Here is a 20624-nt window from a genome sequence, read left to right as displayed (position 1 = left end):
CGGTCAGCGCTTGCCGGCGAAGAGGCGGATGACGTCGGGCAGCACGGTCACCGGGATCGTCGGGTCGATCGCGCGCTGCACGCCGAGCCCGATGCCGAGGCTGAGCAGCGCCGTCGCGGCGTCGTCGGCCGACATCGGGAGCGTGATCCCGAACCGCCGCGCGTACCCGGTGAGCAGGCCGGCGATGGTGTCGCGGATGGCCTTGTCCCGCGCGGCCAGTTCGGCGCGCACGTGCGGGTCGCGACGGGCGTTCGTGGCGAACTCGACCTCCAGCGCGGTCCACGCCTCGTCGCCGATGCTGCGCTCGGCCCAGGTCTGGAACGCGGTGAGCAGCCCGTCCACGCCTTCGGCGCCGGCCAGGGCCTCGGCGATCAGCGCGACCTGCTCGTCGTGGATGCGGTCGAGCACCGCCAGGCAGAGTTCGTCCTTGCTGCGGAAGTTCGAGTACACCGCGCCCTTCGAGTACCCGGCCTCGTCGGCGACCTTCTCCAGTGACGTCACCGAGTAGCCGTCGCGCAGGAACAGCAGCTTCGCGGTCTCGATCAGCTGCTCGCGCGTGCGCGCCTGGCTTTCCGCGCGGGTGAGTCGGGCCATGGGGGCACTCTAGCGAACCCCGGAATCGGGGTACCATCGGTTTTGAGATACTGTTAGTCTCCGAAAATGGAACAACGCGACTTCGCAGTCCTCGTCGTCGGAGCCGGGGCGTCCGGGCTGGGGGCCGCCATCCGCCTGGGCCAGGCCGGGATCGGGGACCTCGCCGTGCTCGAGAAGGCCGACTCGCTCGGCGGGACCTGGCGCGACAACACCTATCCCGGCTGCGCGTGCGACGTCCCGTCCGCGCTGTACTCCTACTCGTTCGCGCCCAATCCGGAGTGGACGCGCGCGTTCGCCGGCCAGGCCGAGATCCGCGCCTACCTGCGGGAAACGGCCGCACGGTTCGGCGTCGCCGAGAAGATCCGGTACGGCGTCGAAGTGACACGCGCGCAGTGGAACGACCGCGACGCGCGGTGGGAGCTGGAGACGTCACAGGGTCCCTGCACCGCGCGGGTCCTGGTCGCCGGCACCGGGCCGTGGCACGAGCCGCTGATCCCGGACCTGCCCGGCCTCGGCGGTTTCCCCGGCGAGGTGTTCCACTCGGCGCGCTGGAACCACGGCTACGACCTGACGGGCAAGCGGGTCGCGGTGATCGGCAGCGGCGCGTCCGCGGTGCAGTTCGTCCCCGAGATCGTGCCGCGCGCCGGGCGGCTGCACCTGTTCCAGCGCACCGCGCAGTGGGTGCTGCCGAAACCGGACCACCCCGTCCCCGGCGTGGAACGGCTGTTGCTGCGGCGGTTCCCGGCGCTGCAGCGCGCGTTGCGCCGCGCCGAATACGGCGCGATGGAGGCGCTCGGCTTCGGGTTCCGGCACCCGTGGCTGCTGCGGCAGGTGCAGCGGATCGGGCTGGCTCATCTGCGGCTGACCGTGCGGGATCCGGTGCTGCGGGCGGCTTTGACGCCGGACTACACCCTCGGCTGCAAGCGCCTGCTGATGTCGAACACCTACTACCGCGCGCTGACGCAGTCCACTGTGGACGTCCATCCGACGGCGGTGCGGGCGGTCGAGGGCAGCCGGGTGCTGGGCGCGGACGGTTCGTCGGCCGAGGTCGACGCAATCATCTTCGGCACCGGCTTCCACATCCTCGACATGCCGGTGTCGGCGCGCGTGTTCGACGCCGAGGGCCGCAGCCTCGACGACCACTGGAAGGGCAGCCCCCAGGCGTTCGCCGGGACGACGGTCGCCGGCTTCCCCAACCTCTACCTGCTGCTCGGGCCCAGCCTCGGCACCGGGCATTCTTCGGCGTTCATGATCCTCGAGGCGCAGCTGCGGCACACGGTGGCCGCGGTGACCCGGACGCTGCGTGCGGACGGGACGTCGCTGTCGGTCCGTCCGGAGGCGCAGGCGGCGTTCAACGCCGAGGTCCAGGCCGCGCTGCCGGGCACGGTGTACCAGTCCGGCGGCTGTTCCAGCTACTACACCGACGTCAACGGCCGCAACAGCTTCAGCTGGCCGTTCTCCACCGGGCGGCTGCGGTCGCGGGTCGGTTCGTTCGACGAGGGGGACTACGAGATCACAGCGTCGCGAAGCGCAGCCCCGCCTTGGTGAGACGGTCCACGAGCGCGTCGCCCATCGCGGTCGCCGTGGTCACCTGGCCGGAAGTCGGCGGCAGGTCGTCCGTCGCCAGGCACAGCGCCGACTCCGCCAGCATCTTCGCCGTCTCGTCGTAGCCCGGGTCGCCGCCGGACACCTCCGTCACGACCCGCTCACCAGCGCCTTCGCCGACAAACCGGACCGAGAACCACGAGCGGGCCCGTCGCTCGGGGCTCGGGCCGCTGCCGGGGGCCAGGAACCGCGAGAGCGCCCGCCGGGCCGGCGGGATCTGGGCCGCGGCGAGCAGGACACCCGCGCCGGCGACGCCGCCCGCGAGCACCGGCAGGTGCTTGACCGCGGCGAAGTGCCGGTAGGTGAAGTCCGGCCCGTAGCGCTCGGACGCGGCCGCCGACCGGCGGACGATCTCGGGGTCGATCGTCGGCAGCGGCACCGCCCACCAGCCCGCGCCGTCGACCCGGTGCGGGCCCCGGCCGGCAGCCGCGACATGATGGTCAGCGCGCTGAGCACCGTGCCGCCGGACGGCATCCCGCTCGCCCGGACGTAGCCGTCGACCTTCAGCGGCACGCCTTCCGGCAGCTGCCGCACGGTGAACCACGCGCCGAGGTCGTGCGGGACGGAGTCGAACCCGCACGCGTGCACCAGCCGCGCCCCGGTCTCGCGGGCGCGCCGGTCGTGCGCCAGGTACATCCGGTCGACGAACTCGGGTTCGCCGGTGAGGTCGACGTAGTCGGTGCCCGCCTCGGCGCACGCCGCCACCAGCGGTTCGCCGTGGTCCAGGTACGGGCCGACGGTCGTGATCACCACCTTGGTGGCTTCGGCGACGGCCCGCAGCGACGCCGGGTCGCCGGAGTCGGCGACGAGCAGGTCGAGCGAGGAGAACCGGTCGTCGAGCTCCGCGAGCCGCGTCCGGACGGCCTCGAGCTTGCCGCGGTTGCGCCCGGCCAGCGCCCAGCGCAGGTCCGCGGGTGAGTGGCGGGCCAGGTACTCGGCGGTCAGGCCGCCGGTGAACCCGGTGGCGCCGAACAGGACCACGTCGTACGTGCGCATGTCTTCTCCTCCGGGACGTCGACCTCAGGTTACCCGTCGGTCACTTCCTCGTGCCGGGTGAAATACCGGCGGGTACAGTGCCCCCTCGAACGCGAGGAGGCAACCGTGACCGAACGCTTCGGCAGCTACCAGAACGAGCTCTACCTGCAGGGACTCGGCGGTCAGCTGCCGCCGTGCTCGACCGACGCGACGAAGCTCGAAGCGTCGGCCCGCGAGGTCATGGCGCCCGGCCCGTTCTCCTACGTCGCGGGCGCGGCGGGCTCCGGCGCGACGGCGCGCGCCAACCGCGAGGCGTTCGACCGCTGGCGGATCGTCCCCCGGATGCTGACCGGCGCCACCGACCGCGACCTGGCCACGACGGTGCTCGGCACCCGGCTGCCCGCACCGGTGGCCGTCGCGCCGGTCGGCGTCCAGTCGATCGTCCACCCGGACGCCGAGTCCGCGACCGCCCGCGCCGCCGCGTCGGTCGGCCTGCCGTTCATTCTTTCGACGGCGTCGTCCACCGGCATCGAGGACGTCGCCGCGGCCAACGGCGACGGCCCGCGCTGGTTCCAGCTGTACTGGCCCGGCGACAACGACGTCTGCGCGAGCCTGCTCACGCGGGCGAAGAACGCCGGGTACACGGCGCTGGTCGTCACGCTCGACACGTGGACGCTGGCGTGGCGACCGTCCGATCTGGACCAGGCGTACCTGCCGTTCCTGAAGGGGGAGGGGTGCGCGGTCCCGTTCACCGACCCGGTGTTCCGCGGCCTGCTGGAGAAGACGCCGGAAGAGGACCCGAACATGGCGATCCTGCGCTGGATCGGCATGCTCACCGGCACCGACCGGACGTGGGACCAGCTGCCGTTCCTGCGCGAGCACTGGGACGGCCCGATCGTGCTGAAGGGCATCCAGCACGTCGGGGACGCGCGCCGCGCGGCCGAGGCGGGCGTGGACGGCATCGTGGTGTCGAACCACGGCGGCCGCCAGGTCGACGGCGCGATCGGCGCGCTGGAGGCGCTCCCCGGCATCGTCGCGGCGGTCGGCGACCGCATGGAGGTGCTCTTCGACTCGGGCGTCCGCACCGGCGCGGACGTGCTCAAGGCGCTGGCGCTGGGCGCGCGGGCGGTGCTGGTCGGCCGCCCGTGGGTGTACGGCCTGGCCCACGCGGGCGAGGACGGCGTGCGCCACGTCCTGCGGAGCCTGCTGGCGGACTTCGACCTGACCATGGGCCTTTCCGGCCACCGCACGCTCGCCGAGCTGGGGCCGGACTCGCTGCAGCGGGCGTAACGGCTCAGCCGAGCCCAAGCGGGACCGGCGTGCGGCCGGTCACGTAGCGGGGATATTCGGAGGTCCGGGTCGTCACGCACGGCTATCCTGGTCCGAGAATGTCCGAGCCATCCCCCTTCCCAGCGCTGCGTGCGCGCCTGCCCGAGCTGATGCCGCGCGACGAGCAGCGGCTGCGCCGCCGGCTCGAAGGCGCCCGCAAGGCCCGCGACCGCGACTCCGCCTTCGCGCAGATCGCCGCCGACATCGACGCGGCCGAGCTGCGCGTCCAGTCGCGGCGCGAGAGCGTGCCCAAGATCGAGTACCCGGAAGAGCTGCCGGTCAGCAAGCTCAAGGACGAGATCGCCGCCGCCATCGGCAAGCACCAGGTCGTGATCGTCGCGGGGGAGACCGGCTCGGGCAAGACCACCCAGCTGCCGAAGATCTGCCTGGAGCTCGGGCGCGGCATCCGCGGCCAGATCGGGCACACGCAGCCGCGGCGGCTGGCCGCGCGCACCGTCGCCGACCGGATCGCGAGCGAGCTGAAGACCGAGCTCGGCGAGACCGTCGGCTACAAGGTCCGGTTCACCGACCAGTCCGGGCAGGACACCCTGGTCAAGCTGATGACCGACGGCATCCTGCTCGCCGAGATCCAGACCGACCGGTCGCTGCGCCAGTACGACACGCTGATCATCGACGAGGCCCACGAGCGCAGCCTCAACATCGACTTCATCCTCGGCTACCTCAAGCAGCTGCTGCCGCGCCGCCCCGACCTCAAGGTCATCATCACCTCGGCGACGATCGACCCCGAGCGGTTCTCGAAGCACTTCGACGACGCGCCGATCGTCGAGGTCTCCGGCCGGACGTACCCGGTCGAGACGCGCTACCGGCCGCTCGTCGACCCCGACCATCCCGAAGACGCCGGGGACGCGGACGAGCGCGACCAGACGCAGGGCATCCTCGACGCCGTCGAGGAGCTGTGCGCCGAAGGCCCCGGCGACATCCTGGTGTTCCTGTCCGGCGAACGCGAAATCCGTGACACCGCGGACGTGCTCAACCGCGCGAACCTGCGGGGCACCGAGGTCCTGCCGCTGTACGCGCGGCTGTCGGCGGCCGAACAGCACCGCATCTTCCAGTCCCACACCGGGCGCCGGGTCGTGCTCGCCACCAACGTCGCCGAGACGTCGCTGACCGTGCCGGGCATCAAGTACGTCGTCGATCCGGGCACCGCGCGGATCTCGCGCTACAGCCACCGGACCAAGGTGCAGCGGCTGCCGATCGAGCCGGTGTCGCAGGCGTCGGCGAACCAGCGCAAGGGCCGCTGCGGCCGGACGTCCGACGGCATCTGCATCCGGCTCTATTCCGAAGAGGACTTCGAGGCGCGGCCCGAGTTCACCGACCCCGAGATCCTGCGGACCAACCTGGCGTCGGTCATCCTGCAGATGACGTCGCTGGGCCTGGGCGACATGGCGGCGTTCCCGTTCGTCGAGCCGCCGGACCGCCGCCAGGTCGCCGACGGCGTCGGCCTGCTCCAGGAGCTGGGCGCGTTCGCCCCGGGTGGTTCCGGGTCCGACCGCGGCCTCACCGACATCGGCCGCAAGCTCGCGCAGCTGCCCGTCGACCCGCGGATGGGCCGGATGGTCCTGGAGGCGGCACGCAACGGGTGCGTCCGCGAAGTGATGATCATCGCCGCCGCACTGTCCATTCAGGACCCCCGTGAGCGGCCGGCCGAGAAGCAGCAGGCGGCCGACGCCCAGCACGCGCGGTTCGCCGACCCGACGTCGGACTTCCTCGCCTACCTGAACCTCTGGGAGTACGTCTCGGAGCAGCAGAAGGCGTTGTCCGGCAACCAGTTCCGGCGCATGTGCCGCACCGAGTACCTGAACTACCTGCGGCTGCGCGAGTGGCAGGACATCTTCGGCCAGCTGCGTCAGCTGGCCAAGCCGCTCGGCATCTCGCTGAACACGAACACGGCTTCGGTCGACCCTCAGCGCGTGCACACCTCGCTGATCGCCGGGCTGCTCTCGCACATCGGGCTCAAGGATCCGGCCAAGGGCGACTACCTGGGCGCGCGGGGTGCCCGGTTCGGCGTGTTCCCGGGGTCGGCGCTGTTCAAGAAGCAGCCGCGCTGGGTGATGTCGGCGGAGCTGGTCGAGACGTCGCGGCTGTGGGCGCGGGTCAACGCGCGCATCGAACCCGAGTGGGTCGAACCGCTGGCGGAGCACGTCGTCAAGCGCAGTTATTCCGAGCCGCACTGGGAACGCAAGCAGGGCGCGGTGATGGCGACCGAGAAGGTGACGCTGTACGGCGTCCCGCTGATCGCCGATCGCCGCGTCAACTACGGCCGGATCGACCCGGAGCTGTCGCGGGCACTGTTCATCCGGCACGCGCTGGTCGAGGGGGACTGGCAGACGCGCCACCACTTCTTCGCCGAGAACCGCGCGCTGCTGGAGGAGGTCGAGGACCTCGAGAACCGCGCGCGGCGGCGCGACATCCTGGTCGACGACCAGACGCTGTACGAGTTCTACGACGCGCGGGTCCCGGCGGACGTCGTCTCGGTGCGGCACTTCGACAGCTGGTGGAAGAAGGCGCGGCACGCGGACCCGGATCTGCTGTCGTTCGAGAAGTCCATGCTCATCAACGAGTCCGCGGGCGGCGTCCGCGAGGGCGACTACCCGGACTCGTGGACGCAGGGTACGCAGGTCTTCAAGCTGACCTACCAGTTCGAGCCGGGCGCGGACGCCGACGGCGTCACGGTCCACATCCCGCTGCCGGTGCTGAACCAGGTGACGCCGGACGGGTTCGACTGGCAGGTGCCGGGGCTGCGTACGGAGCTGGTGACCCAGCTGATCAAGTCGCTGCCGAAGGCGTTGCGCCGCAACTTCGTCCCGGCGCCGGACACGGCTGGTTACGTCCTTTCGCGAGTGTCCGCTTCGGACGGTCCGCTGCTGGAAGTGCTCGGCCGCGAACTGCGCGCGCTGCGCGGGATCACGGTGCCTTATGCGGACTGGGACCTGTCTTCGGTGCCGGAGCACCTGAAGATGACGTTCCGCGTGGTCGACGAGCGCGGCAAGAAGGTGGCCGAGGGCAAGGACATCTCGCTGCTGCAGCTGAAGCTGGCGCCGAAGGTCCGGGAGACGATCTCGAAGGCGGCCAACAGTCTCGAGAAGGCGGGGCTGACGAAGCCCGACTTCGGCTCGCTGCCCCGGGTTTTCGCGTCGACCCAGCGCGGCCACGACGTCAAGGCGTACCCGGCCTTGGTGGACGAAGGCGCGTCGGTGGCGGTGCGGCTGCTGGACACACCGGGCCAGCAGGAGCACGCGATGTGGGCGGGCACGCGGCGGATGCTGCGGCTGAACCTCAACTCGCCGATGAAGTTCATCACGCGGTCGCTTTCGAACTCGTCGAAGCTGGTGCTGAACCGCAACCCGCACGGCAGCGTGGCGGCGCTGCTCGAGGACTGCGTCGACTGCGCGGTGGACGCCCTGATGGCCTCCGGCGGCGGCCCGGTGTTCGACGAAACCGGGTTCAAGGTGCTGCTGGAGAAGATCCGCGCGGGCCTGCATCCGGAGGTCCTCGGCGTGCTGACGGACGTCGAGAAGATCCTTCGCGCGGCGAACGACGTCGAGGTGCAGTTGTCCTCGGCGCGCGGCCCGGCGGAGTCGCTGGCGGACATCCGCGCTCAGCTGGCTGCGCTGGTGTATCCCGGTTTCGTGACAGAGACAGGCGCTTCGCGACTGCGTCACGTGGTGCGGTACCTCCAGGGGATTTCTCGCCGCCTGGAGAAGCTGCCCCTGGAGCCGACCCGCGACCTGCAGCGGACGGCGGACATCGCGTGGATCACGCGCGAGTACGAGGATGCGCTGGCTTCGCTGCCGCCGGGGACGTCGTCGCCGGCGTTGCGCGAGGTGCGGTGGATGATCGAGGAACTGCGGGTTTCGTTCTTCGCCCAGACGCTGGGGACGGCTCATCCGGTGTCGTTGAAGCGGATCACGAAGGCCCTTGACGACGCCCTGGCGTGACGCCCGAAATATCCGGCTCGGGCGGTTCAGAACTTCCGTCGGTTGACCCCGGGCGTGCGGGCGTCAAGCCTGGGGCGGCTGAAGACCTTCCTGGGAAAGGACCTTCCGATGTCCTTGGGTGTTTCCTCCCCTAAGCGGAGAATTCTCGCCACTCTCACCGCGCTGCTCCTGCCACTCGCCGTCGTCCTCGCGCCGGCCGCGAACGCCGCCACCGGTGGTTCGCCGCTGCCCGTGGATCCCGCGCACGGCAAGCACAAGATCGCCCGGCTGGCGCAGGAGCCGCGGCACGACGTGCCGAACCCGCTGCTCAAGGAGCGCTTCGCCGAGGAGGAAGAGGAGGACGGCGACGATCCCGCGCTGTCCGCGCTCTGCCAGACCTACATCGGCAAGCCGAACCCCTACCGGCCGCTCGCGCCGAACACCGACGTCATCGACGGCGACACCATCGTGCCCACCGGCAGCCAGACCGGGTGCAGCACCGCCCAGAACGAAACCACCATCGCCGTCAACCCGGAGAACCCGCGCAACATCGTCGCCGGGTCGAACGACTACCGGCTCTACAACACCCGCGAGTCCCGCAACGACTCCGGCGGCTTCGCCTACACCTCGTTCGACGGCGGCCGGACCTGGGCCAACGTCCAGCTGCCGCACCTCGACTTCCCGACCGGGGCGGCCGCGCCACTGTCCTACATGGACGCCGCCGGTGACCCGGCCGTCGCCTTCGGGCCGCACAACACGGTGTACTACGCGACGCTCGTGTTCAGCCGCGCGGCCGTGCCGGACGACCAGCAGCTCGCCAGCGGCATCGCGGTGTCGGTGTCCCACGACGGCGGCCGCAGCTTCGGCGACCCGGCGATCCTGCACCTCGACGGCGTCACCCCGGCGGGTACGCCGACGCCCGCGAACATCTTCAACGACAAGGAGTGGATCGCCGCCGACCCCGTTTCCGGCGACGTCTACGTGACCTGGACGCAGTTCACCTACGACTCCACCGGCGCGTTCACCGAGTCGCCGATCGTGCTGTCGAAGTCCCGTGACTTCGGCCGGACGTGGTCGCCGATGCGCCGGGTCTCGCCGTCGCTGAGCGGGTTCCACGGCGGGATCACGCCGTTCGGCAGCGGCTCCAACCCGGTGATCACCCGCGACGGGACGCTCCAGGTCGCCTACGAGACGTCGGTCTGCGCGACGGCCGCGTGCGACCAGCCGTCCGACCACGACGCCGTCGTCGTGGCGACCTCCCGTGACGGCGGCCGGACCTTCCGGCACAGCGAAGTGGGGCTCGACTTCGACTTCCCGGTCGACGAAGACGTCGCCAACAACGCGCTGACCGGCGAGCACTTCCGGATCAACAGCTTCCCGCAGCTGACCTACGACCGGGTGACCGACCACCTGTGGGTGACCTGGGCCGACGACCGCAACGGCACCTACCGCGACGGCGAGTCGGTCAAGACGAACGGCGACGCCTTCCTGAGCGGGTCCGACGGGCGGCACGGCTGGTCGAAGCCGGTCAAGATCGGCACGGGCGCCGACGAGGTGTTCCCCGCGGTCGCGGCGCTGGCCGGGCGGGTCGCGGTCACCTTCTACACCCGCGCGTACGACCCGGGCGGCATCGGGCTGGACTACGCCTACGCCACCGGCTGGGGCGGCGGAGTGGGCGCGGCGCCGATCCGCCGGATCACGACGCAGACGGCGAACCCGCAGGTGCAGTTCGTCTCGACCGGCGCGGTGACCGGAAAGGAACTGCAGGGAGTGTTCATCGGCGACTACACGGCCACGGCCGTCGGCGCCGACTTCCGGCTGCACCCGGCCTGGACCGACTTCCGCGGCAACCCGGGCAAGACGTTGCCGAACCAGGACGTCGGGACGCAGACCCTGCCGATGTTCCCGTAGGGCAGCGTCCGGGAATCCCCAACACAGACGAAAATGCGCGAGAAGTTCAGATATCTGTTGGGTAACCGCGAGTAACGTCCTCGGCCGTCCGGTCGACTCGGAATTCAAGAAAGGGTAAACGGCCGCGGGGCAGGCCGGATTCGAGGGGCGCGAACATGCGGTCGCTTCGTTCACTCACAGTGGGGGTGCAGGGCGGGAGAAGTCCCGCGGCGCTGGTGGAGGCCGGGGGGCTGACGGCGCTGGTCGTGCTCGCCCTGTGGCAGTTCGACCGCTGGGACGGCGTGCCGCTCGGCCCGCCGGCCCGGGACGCGGGCGCGGTGCTCGCGCTGGCCGCCGCCGGGGTCGCGACCGCGGCGGCGGTGGTCGCCGCGCTCGGCCCGGCCGAGGCGGGGCACCGGAAGCTCGTCGCCCCGCTGGGTTTCTACGGCCTGGTGGTGATCCCGGCCGGGGTGGTCGGGGGGCCCGGGCCGGGGATGACGATCGCGCGGTTCGTGGCCAGCTGCCTCTTCCTGGTGCTGGCCGCGACCGCGCTGCCGTGGTCGGCGCGGTCGAGCCGGCCGTTCGCGCTGGCCGGCACGCTGCTCGTCGCGGGGATCGCGCTGTCGCTGCTGGAGGGGTACCCGGTGGCCGCGCACGTGATCGTCGTCGGCGGCTGGTGGGTGGTCGCCGCCGGATTCGTGGCCGCGGGCACCGCGCGGGCCGAGCGGGCGACCTGGCGGATCGGCATCGGCCTGTCCCTGGTCGCGGTCGCTCACCTCGAGGCGTTCACCAGCGTCCCGGAGTTCCTGACCGCACCCGAGCTCGAGTTCGGTGGTCTGCGCCTGCTCGGGCTCTTCGTGGTGCTGGTCATGCTGGCCCGGCCGGTCGGCGGCGCGCTGCGCGCGGCCCGGGCCGACGCCGAACGTGAGCACGAGATCCGCAACGTCCTTTCCGGGCTGTCCGGGGTCGGCTACCTGCTGGATGCCGGCCCGGAGACGCTGGACCGCGGGCAGCGGGCCGAGCTCGCCTCGGCCATGCGGGCCGAGCTGGCGCGGGTCGGGGAACTGCTCGGCGACCGCCCCGGCGACCAGGACGGCGACACCCCGCTGCGGCCGCTGCTCACCCAGCTCGTCGCACTGCGCTGCGCCCGCGGCGAACGGGTCGAGCTCGACGTGCCACCGTGCCTGTGGGTGGCCATGCCCGCGCACGCGCTGACCCAGGTGCTGACGAACCTGCTGGCCAACTGCGACCGGCACGCGCATGGCAGCCGCGTGCGCGTGGTCGCCGCGGCGGACGGTGACCGCGTCACCATCACCGTGGCCGACGACGGGCCCGGGCTGCCGGAGCACGGCCACCCGAAACCGGGGATCGGCCTGAGCGTGTGCACGCGGCTGCTCGCCGAGCACGGCGGGCAGCTCTGGCTCGGCCCGCCCGGCCCGGGGTGCACGGTCGAGGTCCGCGTGCCCGCCGTGGCGGACATCCCGGCTCCGCGGGGCAGCCCCGTCCGCGTCGGGTCACCGCAGGTCGTCTGACCATGGTCCGCCGTCCGGTCGTGGTCATCGACGATCATCCCCTGGTCAGCACCGCACTGGTGGTGGCGTTGCGCGCCGAGCGGATCGACGCCGCGCGGATCCCGGTCACGAGCGGGACGGAAATCCTGGCCGCCGTCCGGCAGCATCGGCCCGGCCTCGCGCTGCTGGACCTCGACCTCGGCGACACGGCCGGGCTGGACCTGATCGGCCCGCTGCGGGCCGACGGCTGGGCGGTGCTGGTCGTGACCGCCTGCCTCGACCGCCGCCCGATCGCCGCGGCGATCTCCCGGGGCGCGATCGGCTGGATCGGCAAGCAGGAGTCGTTCGAGCAGCTGGTGGCGATGGTCGTCGAAGCGGTGGCGGGCCACGAAGTGCTCTCGCCCGCGATCCGCGACGAGCTCGTACGGCTGCACCAGTCGGCGCATCTGCGGCAGCAGCAGCTCAGGCAGGCACTCGCTCGGCTGTCCGCCCGCGAGCGGCAGGTGCTCACCCGGCTCGCCGCCGGGCACACCGCCGCCGACGTCGCCGCGGAGTTCGCGGTCTCGCTGACCACCGTGCGCGCGCAGATCCGGTCCATCCTGGCGAAACTCGACGTCCGCTCGCAGCTGGCCGCGGTCGCGGTGGTCAACGAAGCCGAGCGCGCCGGCTTGGGCTGAACGAGGTCACACGGCGCACATCAGACAGCGCACATCAGACAGCGCACATCATGCAGTGTCAGATTACGCAGCGCACATTACACAGCGTCAGATTACAAAGTGGCTTTCCTCAATTTTGACGATGCGGCCGCAACCGCCGCGATGGCGCAATTGAAAGCCAATCGTGCGGGAGGGGTTCTGCGATGACGCGCTGGATCGTCGGTCAGAGCTTGAAGTTGCGGCTGCTGGTGCTCGTCGGCGCGGCGGCGCTGCTCGTCTTCGGCGGCATCCAGCTCCGGACGACTTCGCTCGACACACTGCCGGAGTTCTCGCCGACCTCGGTCGAGGTCCAGACCGAGGCGCTCGGCCTCTCCGCCGCCGAGGTCGAGCAGCTGATCACGGTGCCGCTCGAGGCGGATCTGCTCAACGGCATCGCCTGGCTGAAGACGATCCGGTCGGAGTCGGTGCCCGGGCTGTCCTCGCTGACGCTGGTGTTCGAGCAGGGCACCGACCCGCTCAAGGCGCGCCAGGTCGTGCAGGAACGCATCACCCAGGCCAAAGCGCTGCCGAACGTGTCGAAACCGCCGATCATGCTCGAGCCGCTGTCCTCGTCCAGCCGGGTCATGATGATCGGCCTGACCCCGAAGCAGCTGTCGCTGATCGACACCTCCGTGCTCGCACGGTGGACGATCAAGCCGCGCCTGATGGGCGTGCCCGGCGTCGCGAACGTGTCCATCTGGGGCCAGCGAGACCAGCAGCTGCAGGTCCAGGTCGACCCGAAGAAGCTGGCCGCCAGCGACGTCTCGCTCGCGCAGGTCATCCAGACCGCCGGCAACGCGATGTGGGTGTCACCGCTGACCTTCCTCGAGGCTTCGACGCCCGGCTCCGGCGGTTTCTTCGACACGAACAACCAGCGTCTCGGCATCCAGCACGTGTCGCCGATCGCGTCCGCGGAGGACCTCGCGAAGGTCACCGTCGAAGACACGCCGAACCGCATCGTGAAGCTCGGCGACGTCACCACCGTGGTCAAGGACCACCAGCCGCTCATCGGTGACGCCGCTGTCCAAAGTGGACCGAGCCTGATCCTGGTCGTCGAGAAGTTCCCCGGTGCCGACACGATGTCCGTCAGCCGCGGGCTCGATCAGGCGATCGAGGACCTGCGCCCCGGTCTCGGCGGCGTGCGGGTCGACACCGGCGTGTTCCGGCCGGCGATGTTCCTCGACGCGGCGATCGGCAACGTCGGGCTCTGGCTGCTGATCGGCGGGATCCTGCTGCTGGCCGTGTTCGCGCTGACCCTGCGCTCGTGGCGCGGCGTCCTCGCGGGGGTGGTCTCGCTGCTGGTGTCGCTGGCCGCGGGCGCGGGCGTGCTGACCCTGGCCGGGGCGACGATCAACCTGCTGACCGTCGCCGGGCTGGTGGTCGCCGCCGGGCTCGTCGTCGACGACATCCTGATCGACCTGCGGGAGATCCGCCACGGCCTCGCCGCCGAGGGGAAGACCCGCGCAGAGCTGGTTCTCGACGCATCCCTCGCCGTGCGGGGCTCCGCGATCTTCGCGACCGTGATCGGCCTGCTGGTCCCGATCCCCGTGTTCTTCCTCGACGGCCAGGCGAAGACGTTCTACCTGCCGCTCGTGCTCGCGTACGGAGCCGCCGTGCTGGCGTCGCTCGTGGTCGCCCTGACCCTCACCCCGGTGCTGGGCGTGCTGCTGATGCGGCCCGGGCGGCCGGTGGCGCGCCCGGCCGGGCCCGGCGCGCGCTATGTGCGGTTCCTCTCCCGGGCGCTGGCGCACCCGCGCCGGATCCTGGCCGGCGCGCTGGTCCTGCTGGTCGCCGGGATCGGGTTCTTCCCCCTGGTCACGCAGTCGCTGCTGCCGACGGCGAAGGACCCGGACGTGCTCGTGCAGTTCAACGGCCCGTCGGGCACCTCGCTGCCGGAAATGGACCGGATCACCGCGCGGGCGGGCGACGAGCTGCGGCGGATCGGCGGCGTGCAGACCGTCGCCGTGCAGGTCGGCCGCGCGGTGCTCGCCGACCAGGTGGTCGGCACGAACTCCAGCCAGCTGTGGGTCACCCTGACGCCCGGCGTGGACTACGACACCGCGCTGGCCGCGGTCCGCCGCACGGTGAGCAGCTACCCCGGTATCAAGAGCCAGGTACAGACCTACGGCGAGAGCCGGGCGTCGGAGATCCTGGCGACGAGCACCAACGAGGTCACCGTCCGGCTGTACGGCCAGGACATCGACATCCTGAAGCACAAGGCCGGCGAGGTCGCCACGATGCTGGCCGGCGTCACCGGAATCGTCGCCCCGCGGGTCGAGACGCAGGACGAAGAGCCGATGATGCTGGTCGACGTCAACCTCGCCGCGGCCGAGCGGTTCGGGATCAAGCCGGGCGACGTCCGGCGCGAAGCGGCGACGCTGGTGAACGGCACCGAGGTCGGCAGCCTGTACGAGGGCCAGAAGATCTTCGAGGTCGTCGTGCGCGGCACCCCGGCGACGCGGACCAGCCTGTCGGGCATCCGGGACCTGTCGATCGACACGCCCGGCGGCGGGCACGTGCGCCTCGGCGACGTCGCGAACATCACCGTCGGCTCGAAGCCCACCGTGATCAAGCGCGAGGACGTCTCCCGCCGGATCGACGTCACCGCCTCGGTTTCCGGGCGCTCGGTGAGCTCGGTGTCGGCGGACGTGCAGGGCAAGCTCAAGGACATCTCGTTCCCGCTCGAGTACCACGCCGCTCTGCTCGGCAGCTACTCGGACCACCAGGCCGCGCTGGGCGAGCTGCTGGCCGTCGCGATCGCGGCCGCCATCGGCATCTTCCTGCTGCTGCAGGCGGCGTTCAGCAGCTGGCGGCTGGCCGCGGTCACCTTCGTCGCGCTGCCGTTCGCGCTGACCGGCGGCCTGGTGACCACCGTGCTGGCCGACGGTGAGCTGTCCCTCGGTTCGCTCGCCGGGTTCCTGCTGGTGACCGGGCTCGCCACGCGGGGCACGGTCGCGCTGGTCCGGCGCTACCGGCGGCTGCGAGACGAGGGCACCGGGTTCGGCCCCTCGCTCGTCGTGCGCGGCGCACACGACGTTCTCGGCGGCGTCCTCGCGACGGCGGGTGCGATCGCGGCGTTCTTCCTGCCGGTGCTGTTCTTCGGCACGGCCGCGGGGCTCGAGATCGTGCACCCGATGGCGGTGAACGTGCTCGGTGGCCTGGTCACCTCGACGGTGCTGGTCGCGCTCGTCGTCCCGGCGCTGTACCTCGTCTTCGCCGGCCGCCGGACCGAGCGGGTCGACGACACCGCCTTCACCGAAGAGCCGCCAGAAGCGTCCACAGTAGACACCCCAACGGAAAGCCCGGCCTGAACCACGTCGGCGGAAGGAGCGAAATGCGGATCAGCAAACACGTCATCACCGGCGTCGTCGTCGTCGCCGCGGGCCTGGCCATGGCGGGGTGCGCCAAGACCTCGGCGGCGACCTCCGAAGAGCCGCCCGCGGTCGTCCAGCAGGTACCCGCGGGGGAGATTCCCACGGTCACTCTGAAGCAGGACGCGGCGGACCGGATCGGGCTGAAGACCGAAGTCGTGCGGGACGAGACCGTCGACGGCCTCCAGCGCAAGGTCGTGCCTTACGCGGCCATCCTGTACGACCCGAAGGGCGACACGTACGCGTACGCGGCTTCGGAGCCGTTGGTCTTCAAGCGGGTGAAGCTCGTCGTCGACACGATCACCGGCGACCGTGCGGTGCTCTCCGACGGCCCGCCCGCCGGCACGACCGTGGTCGTCGTCGGCGCGGTCGAACTGCTCGGCACCGAATCCGAGATCGCCGAATAACCCCGGGGGAGTCCTGCGATGCTGCGGTGGATCGTCGGTTCGAGTCTCAAAGGCCGGTTCCTGGTTCTCGCGCTGGCCGGCGCGCTGCTGTTCTTCGGCTCGCTGCAGCTGAAGAAATCCCCGGTCGACGTGTTCCCCGAGTTCGCGCCGCCCCGCGTGGAGGTGCAGACCCTCTGCGTCGGGCTCAACACGGCCGAAGTGGAGAGCCTGGTCACCGTGCCGCTCGAGCAGGCGTTCAACGGCGTCGCGGGAATCGACACCATCCGCTCCAAGTCGGTCTCCGGGGTCTCGTCGATCGAGATGATCTTCAAGCAGGGCACCGACGTCATCAACGCCGAGCAACTGGTGTCCGAGCGGATCGGCACCGTTTCCCACCAGCTGCCGACCTGGGCGGCGCCGCCGGTGATCCGGCCGCCGCTGTCGGCGACCAGCCGGGCGATGCACATCGGCGTCAGCTCGAAGACTGTCGGCCTGCTCGACCTTTCGAACATCGCTTACTGGACCCTGCGGTCGCGGATCCTGCGCGTGCCCGGCGTGGCCAACGTGGCCATCTGGGGCGAACGCCTCGACCTGCAACAGGTCCAGGTGGACCCGAAGCGGCTGAAGGCGCAGAACGTCACCCTCACCCAGGTCATGGAGGCGGCGTCGAACGCGGTGGACTCCGGGCTGCTGCAGTTCACCAACGGCGCGGTGCTCGGCACGGGTGGCTTCGTCGACACCCCGAACCAGCGTCTGGGCCTGCAGAACCTGCCTCCGATCGTGACGACGAAGGACCTCGCGGAGGTCTCCGTCCCACGGCCCGACGGCACGTCGGTCCGGCTCGGTGACGTCGCCGACGTCCTGCGCGACCACCCGCCGCTGATCGGCGACGCGGTGATCAACGACGGCACCGGGTTGATGCTCGTGGTCGAAAAGTTCCCCTGGGGCAACGCCCTCGACGTCGACAAGGGCGTCGAGCAGGCGATCGACGAGATGCGGCCCGGTCTGCAGGGCATCGACATCGACACGACGATCTTCCGGCCGGCGACCTTCATCCAGGCGGCACTGGGCAACCTGACCACGTCGATGGTCATCGGCGCGCTGCTGCTGGTGCTGATGCTCGGGCTGTTCCTGTGGGACTGGCGGACCGCGCTGATCAGCGTCGTCGCGATCCCGCTGTCGGTCGTCACGGTGGGGCTGATCCTCGACTCCCAGGGCTACACCATCAACACGATGATCCTGGCCGGGCTGGTGATTGCGCTCGGCGACGTCGTCGACGACGCGATCGTCGATGTCGAGAACGTGTTCCGAAGACTCAAACAACATCGGGCCGAAAATCCGGAGGCCACGAGACGGGCGACCGCCCGGGTGATCCTGTCGGCCTCGATCGAGGTCCGGAAGGCGATCATCTACGCGACGGCCATCGAAGTCGCCGCGGTGAGCCCGGTGATCCTGCTGCCCGGCCTCTCCGGCTCGTTCTTCCGGCCGCTGGCCCTGGCGTACTCGCTGGCGATCCTGGCGTCGATGTCCGTCGCCCTCACCGTGACGCCCGCGCTGTGCCTGATCCTGTTGCGCAAGACCAAGTTCGAGCGTCGCGAGTCGCCGGTGGTCCGCTGGCTCGCGCCGCGCTACACCCGCCTGCTGCAACGGGTCGTGCGCCATCCGTACCGCGCGTTCGCCGGGGCCGGGGTGGTGCTGATCGCCGGGATCGTCGTGTTCCCGCTGCTTTCGGCGTCGCTGTTCCCCGAGTTCAAGGAACGCGGCTTCCTGATCCACTGGATAACCAAGCCCGGCACGTCACTGGCCGAAGAGCGGAGGATCGTCGAGTCGATCAGCAAGGACCTGCGGGCCATCCCGGGCGTGCGCAACTTCGGTTCGCACATCGGGCAGGCGTTCCTGGCCGAGGAGATAGCCGGCGTCGACTTCGGGGAGAACTGGATCAGCATCGATCCGGACGTCGACTACGAGAGCACGGTCGCGGCGGTCGAGGACGTCGTGAACAGCTATCCCGGCATGTTCCACAATGTCGAGACGTACCTGGCGGAACGCATCGACGAGGTGCTGACCGGGTCGAGCTACCCGATCACGGTGCGGATCTTCGGCACCGACCTGCCGACCATGCGCGCCAAGGCCGACGAGGTCCGGAAGCTGCTCGCCGACGTCCCTGGCACGACGGACGCGAAGGTCGAGCTGCAGCAGGACGAGCCGCAGCTGCAGGTGACGGTGAACCTCGACGCGGCCCAGAAGTACGGGCTCAAGCCGGGTGACGTGCGCCGGGCCGCGGGCACCCTGGTCGCCGGGGAGGAGGTCGGCGACATCTATCGCGGCGGCAAGACCTACGACGTCCAGGTGTGGAGCACGCCGCAGACCCGGCAGAGCGTCACCGACATCGGGAACCTGGTACTCGACACGCCGACGAACACGCAGGTGAAGCTGAGCGACGTCGCGGACATCCGCGTCGTGCCGGTGCCGAACTCGATCCGGCACGAGAACACCGCACGCCGCATCGACGTCACGGCGAACGTGTCCGGGCGGGACCTCAACGACGTGGTGGGCGACGTCCAGCAGAAGCTGCGCGACGTCCAGTACCCGCAGGGCTTCCACGCCGAGCTGCTCGGCACCTTCCAGGAACGGCAGGCGGCGCAGAACCAGATCCTGCTCGTCGCGATCGGCGCCGCCGTGGCGATCCTGTTGCTGCTGCACTCGGCGTTCCGCAACTGGCGGATGACGGTGCTCGCGTTCGTCGCGCTGCCGATGGCCGTCGTCGGCGGCATCCTGGCCGCGCTGATCAACGGCGGGATGCTGTCGCTGGGGGCGCTGGTCGGGTTGTTCACGGTCTTCGGCATCGCCGCGCGAAACGGGATCATGCTGATCAGCCATTTCCACCACCTGAACGAGGTGGAAGGAATGCCGTTCGGCGTGGAGCTGGTGCTGCGCGGGTCCCGTGAACGGCTGCGGCCGATCGTGATGACCGCGCTCGCCACCGGGCTCGCCGTGCTGCCGCTGGTGGTCGCCGGGGACATCCCGGGACACGAGATCGAGCACCCGATGGCCGTGGTGATCGCCGGCGGCCTGGTCACCTCGACCCTGCTCAACCTGTTCGTCCTGCCCGCTCTGTACCTGCGATTCGGCAAGGCCGGGCGACCGGCCGAGATCGGGAGTTCTCATGCGCCGCAGCACGTTTAGCCTTTTCGCGATCGGTCCGTTGCTGGCGGTGACCGCGTGCGGGAGCCAGGTCGCCCCGCAGGCCGCGTCGTCTTCGGTGGCGCCACCGCCGGTCTCGTCGTCGGCCGCGCCGTCGACCACGGCCTCGGCCAAGCCCGTGGTGGCCGTCCCGACGTGCGGTCCGGTGACCATCCCACCGCTGGACAAGAGCGCGTTCTCGGCGTCCACCAAGATCACCGGCAACTGGATGCCGCTGCCGGTGGGGTCGCAGTGGACCCTGGAAGGCCGGGCCAACCGCGGTGGCGGGGTGCTGCCGCACCGGATCGTGTTCACCGTGACCGACCTGGTCGAGGTGATCAACGGCGTCCCGAACGTGGTCACCTGGGACGTCGACACCGACAAAGGCACCGTGTCCGAAGCCGAACTGGCCTTCTTCGCCCAGGACGACAACGGCAACGTCTGGAACTTCGGCGAGTACCCGGAGGAATACAAGGGCGGCAAGTTCTCCGCCGCGCCGAGCACGTGGCTCGCCGGGCAGAACCGCGCCGAGGCGGGTGTCCAGGTTCCGGCGAAGGTGCAGATCGGTACGCCCGAAGTCCTGCAGGGCTCCTCGCCGACGGTCAACTTCCTCGACTGTGCGAAGGACGTCAAGACCGAAGACCACGTCTGCGTCCCGACCGGCTGCTACGACAAGGTCCGGGTGGTCGACGAGCGCAGCCCGCTCGCGCCGGACACGGGCGTGCAGACCAAGTCCTATGCGCCGGGCGTCGGTGTCGTCAAGGTCGGGGCCATCGCCGACCCCGAAGGCGAGACGCTGGTGCTCGCCGAGCGGAAGACGTTGAGCCCGCCGGAACTGGCGAAGGCCGACGCCGAAGCACGCAAGATCGACCGGCACGGCCGGGACACCCACCCGGTCTACAAGAACGCGTCCCCGTTGCAGGGCCCCTGACTCCCGCGGCCGACCTGCCCGAGATGTCGGTCGCACGCCGGAGGTCCACAGTGGCCACCCGTCCGGATCGGATGACGACAGCTGACATCCGGGCGTCCTCCAGGAACCAGCGCATGACCGGCACAGCCTGCTGGTAGGTCCCCAACGCGCGGGTACCCCGCCGGGCACGCTCGGCATGCAGCAAACCGGACAGGAACAAGACGCTGCCCTCGGATA

11 protein-coding genes and 1 pseudogene are annotated in these 20624 nt (G+C 70.7%); 10 read left to right on the top strand and 2 right to left on the bottom strand.

Annotated elements, in window-relative coordinates; genetic code table 11:
• Nucleotides 1-3: 3 nt before the first annotated feature.
• On the bottom strand, nucleotides 4-594 hold the full coding sequence (locus A3CE_RS0112135; RefSeq protein ID WP_020640360.1) for a TetR/AcrR family transcriptional regulator: 591 nt from the start codon (nucleotides 592-594) through the stop codon (nucleotides 4-6).
• A gap of 66 nt (nucleotides 595-660) precedes the next feature.
• On the opposite strand from A3CE_RS0112135, the gene A3CE_RS0112130 reads away from it, so the two are divergent.
• Nucleotides 661-2142 (top strand): flavin-containing monooxygenase, encoded by a 1482-nt coding sequence (locus A3CE_RS0112130; protein ID WP_020640359.1) that lies wholly within the window; start codon nucleotides 661-663, stop codon nucleotides 2140-2142.
• Here A3CE_RS0112130 and A3CE_RS50905 read toward each other — a convergent pair.
• A pseudogene (locus tag A3CE_RS50905) lies at nucleotides 2108-3195 on the bottom strand (saccharopine dehydrogenase family protein). The gene A3CE_RS0112130 and the pseudogene A3CE_RS50905 overlap by 35 nt on opposite strands.
• A gap of 105 nt (nucleotides 3196-3300) precedes the next feature.
• Here A3CE_RS50905 and A3CE_RS0112120 point away from each other — a divergent pair.
• The 9 genes from A3CE_RS0112120 (at nucleotide 3301) to A3CE_RS50900 (ending at nucleotide 20408) form a co-directional block, all read left to right on the top strand.
• Entirely contained in the window at nucleotides 3301-4464 is a 1164-nt protein-coding gene (locus A3CE_RS0112120) for a lactate 2-monooxygenase (RefSeq protein WP_020640357.1), read from the top strand.
• A gap of 98 nt (nucleotides 4465-4562) precedes the next feature.
• A complete protein-coding gene (gene hrpA / locus A3CE_RS0112115; protein ID WP_043790816.1) occupies nucleotides 4563-8462 on the top strand; it encodes an ATP-dependent RNA helicase HrpA in 3900 nt (1299 codons plus the stop codon).
• Nucleotides 8463-8570: 108 nt separating this feature from the next.
• Nucleotides 8571-10352 carry a sialidase family protein gene (locus A3CE_RS0112110; protein ID WP_020640355.1) on the top strand — a complete coding sequence of 594 codons (1782 nt, stop codon included), beginning with the start codon at nucleotides 8571-8573 and terminating at the stop codon, nucleotides 10350-10352.
• Between the two features lie 155 nt (nucleotides 10353-10507).
• The gene (locus A3CE_RS0112105; RefSeq protein ID WP_157376782.1) at nucleotides 10508-11863 is read left to right on the top strand and encodes a sensor histidine kinase; all 1356 of its coding nucleotides are present in this window, start codon (nucleotides 10508-10510) and stop codon (nucleotides 11861-11863) included.
• Between the two features lie 2 nt (nucleotides 11864-11865).
• On the top strand, nucleotides 11866-12519 hold the full coding sequence (locus A3CE_RS0112100; protein ID WP_020640353.1) for a response regulator: 654 nt from the start codon (nucleotides 11866-11868) through the stop codon (nucleotides 12517-12519).
• Nucleotides 12520-12701: 182 nt separating this feature from the next.
• Nucleotides 12702-15848: an efflux RND transporter permease subunit gene (locus A3CE_RS0112095; protein ID WP_020640352.1), complete on the top strand. Its 3147-nt coding sequence runs from the start codon at nucleotides 12702-12704 to the stop codon at nucleotides 15846-15848.
• 23 nt (nucleotides 15849-15871) lie between these two features.
• Entirely contained in the window at nucleotides 15872-16315 is a 444-nt protein-coding gene (locus tag A3CE_RS0112090) for a hypothetical protein (protein WP_020640351.1), read from the top strand.
• A gap of 18 nt (nucleotides 16316-16333) precedes the next feature.
• On the top strand, nucleotides 16334-19480 hold the full coding sequence (locus A3CE_RS0112085; protein WP_020640350.1) for an efflux RND transporter permease subunit: 3147 nt from the start codon (nucleotides 16334-16336) through the stop codon (nucleotides 19478-19480).
• Complete coding sequence (locus A3CE_RS50900; protein ID WP_020640349.1) at nucleotides 19461-20408, top strand: hypothetical protein; 948 nt, start codon at nucleotides 19461-19463, stop codon at nucleotides 20406-20408. Before A3CE_RS0112085 ends, A3CE_RS50900 begins: the two co-directional genes overlap by 20 nt.
• Nucleotides 20409-20624 lie beyond the last annotated feature (216 nt).

Source organism: Amycolatopsis balhimycina FH 1894 (genome assembly GCF_000384295.1).
In the GTDB taxonomy this organism is placed as follows: domain Bacteria; phylum Actinomycetota; class Actinomycetes; order Mycobacteriales; family Pseudonocardiaceae; genus Amycolatopsis; species Amycolatopsis balhimycina.
This window is presented reverse-complemented; position numbering and strand designations above follow the sequence as displayed.

Excerpts from the sequence above, each read along its gene's own strand:
- A3CE_RS0112135 (WP_020640360.1), bottom strand. The coding sequence starts at position 594 with ATGGCCCGACTCACCCGCGCGGAAAGCCAGGCGCGCACGCGCGAGCAG.
- A3CE_RS0112130 (WP_020640359.1), top strand. The coding sequence starts at position 661 with ATGGAACAACGCGACTTCGCAGTCCTCGTCGTCGGAGCCGGGGCGTCC.
- hrpA (WP_043790816.1), top strand. The coding sequence starts at position 4,563 with ATGTCCGAGCCATCCCCCTTCCCAGCGCTGCGTGCGCGCCTGCCCGAG.
- A3CE_RS0112110 (WP_020640355.1), top strand. The coding sequence starts at position 8,571 with ATGTCCTTGGGTGTTTCCTCCCCTAAGCGGAGAATTCTCGCCACTCTC.
- A3CE_RS0112105 (WP_157376782.1), top strand. The coding sequence starts at position 10,508 with ATGCGGTCGCTTCGTTCACTCACAGTGGGGGTGCAGGGCGGGAGAAGT.
- A3CE_RS0112100 (WP_020640353.1), top strand. The coding sequence starts at position 11,866 with ATGGTCCGCCGTCCGGTCGTGGTCATCGACGATCATCCCCTGGTCAGC.
- A3CE_RS0112095 (WP_020640352.1), top strand. The coding sequence starts at position 12,702 with ATGACGCGCTGGATCGTCGGTCAGAGCTTGAAGTTGCGGCTGCTGGTG.
- A3CE_RS0112090 (WP_020640351.1), top strand. The coding sequence starts at position 15,872 with ATGCGGATCAGCAAACACGTCATCACCGGCGTCGTCGTCGTCGCCGCG.
- A3CE_RS0112085 (WP_020640350.1), top strand. The coding sequence starts at position 16,334 with ATGCTGCGGTGGATCGTCGGTTCGAGTCTCAAAGGCCGGTTCCTGGTT.
- A3CE_RS50900 (WP_020640349.1), top strand. The coding sequence starts at position 19,461 with ATGCGCCGCAGCACGTTTAGCCTTTTCGCGATCGGTCCGTTGCTGGCG.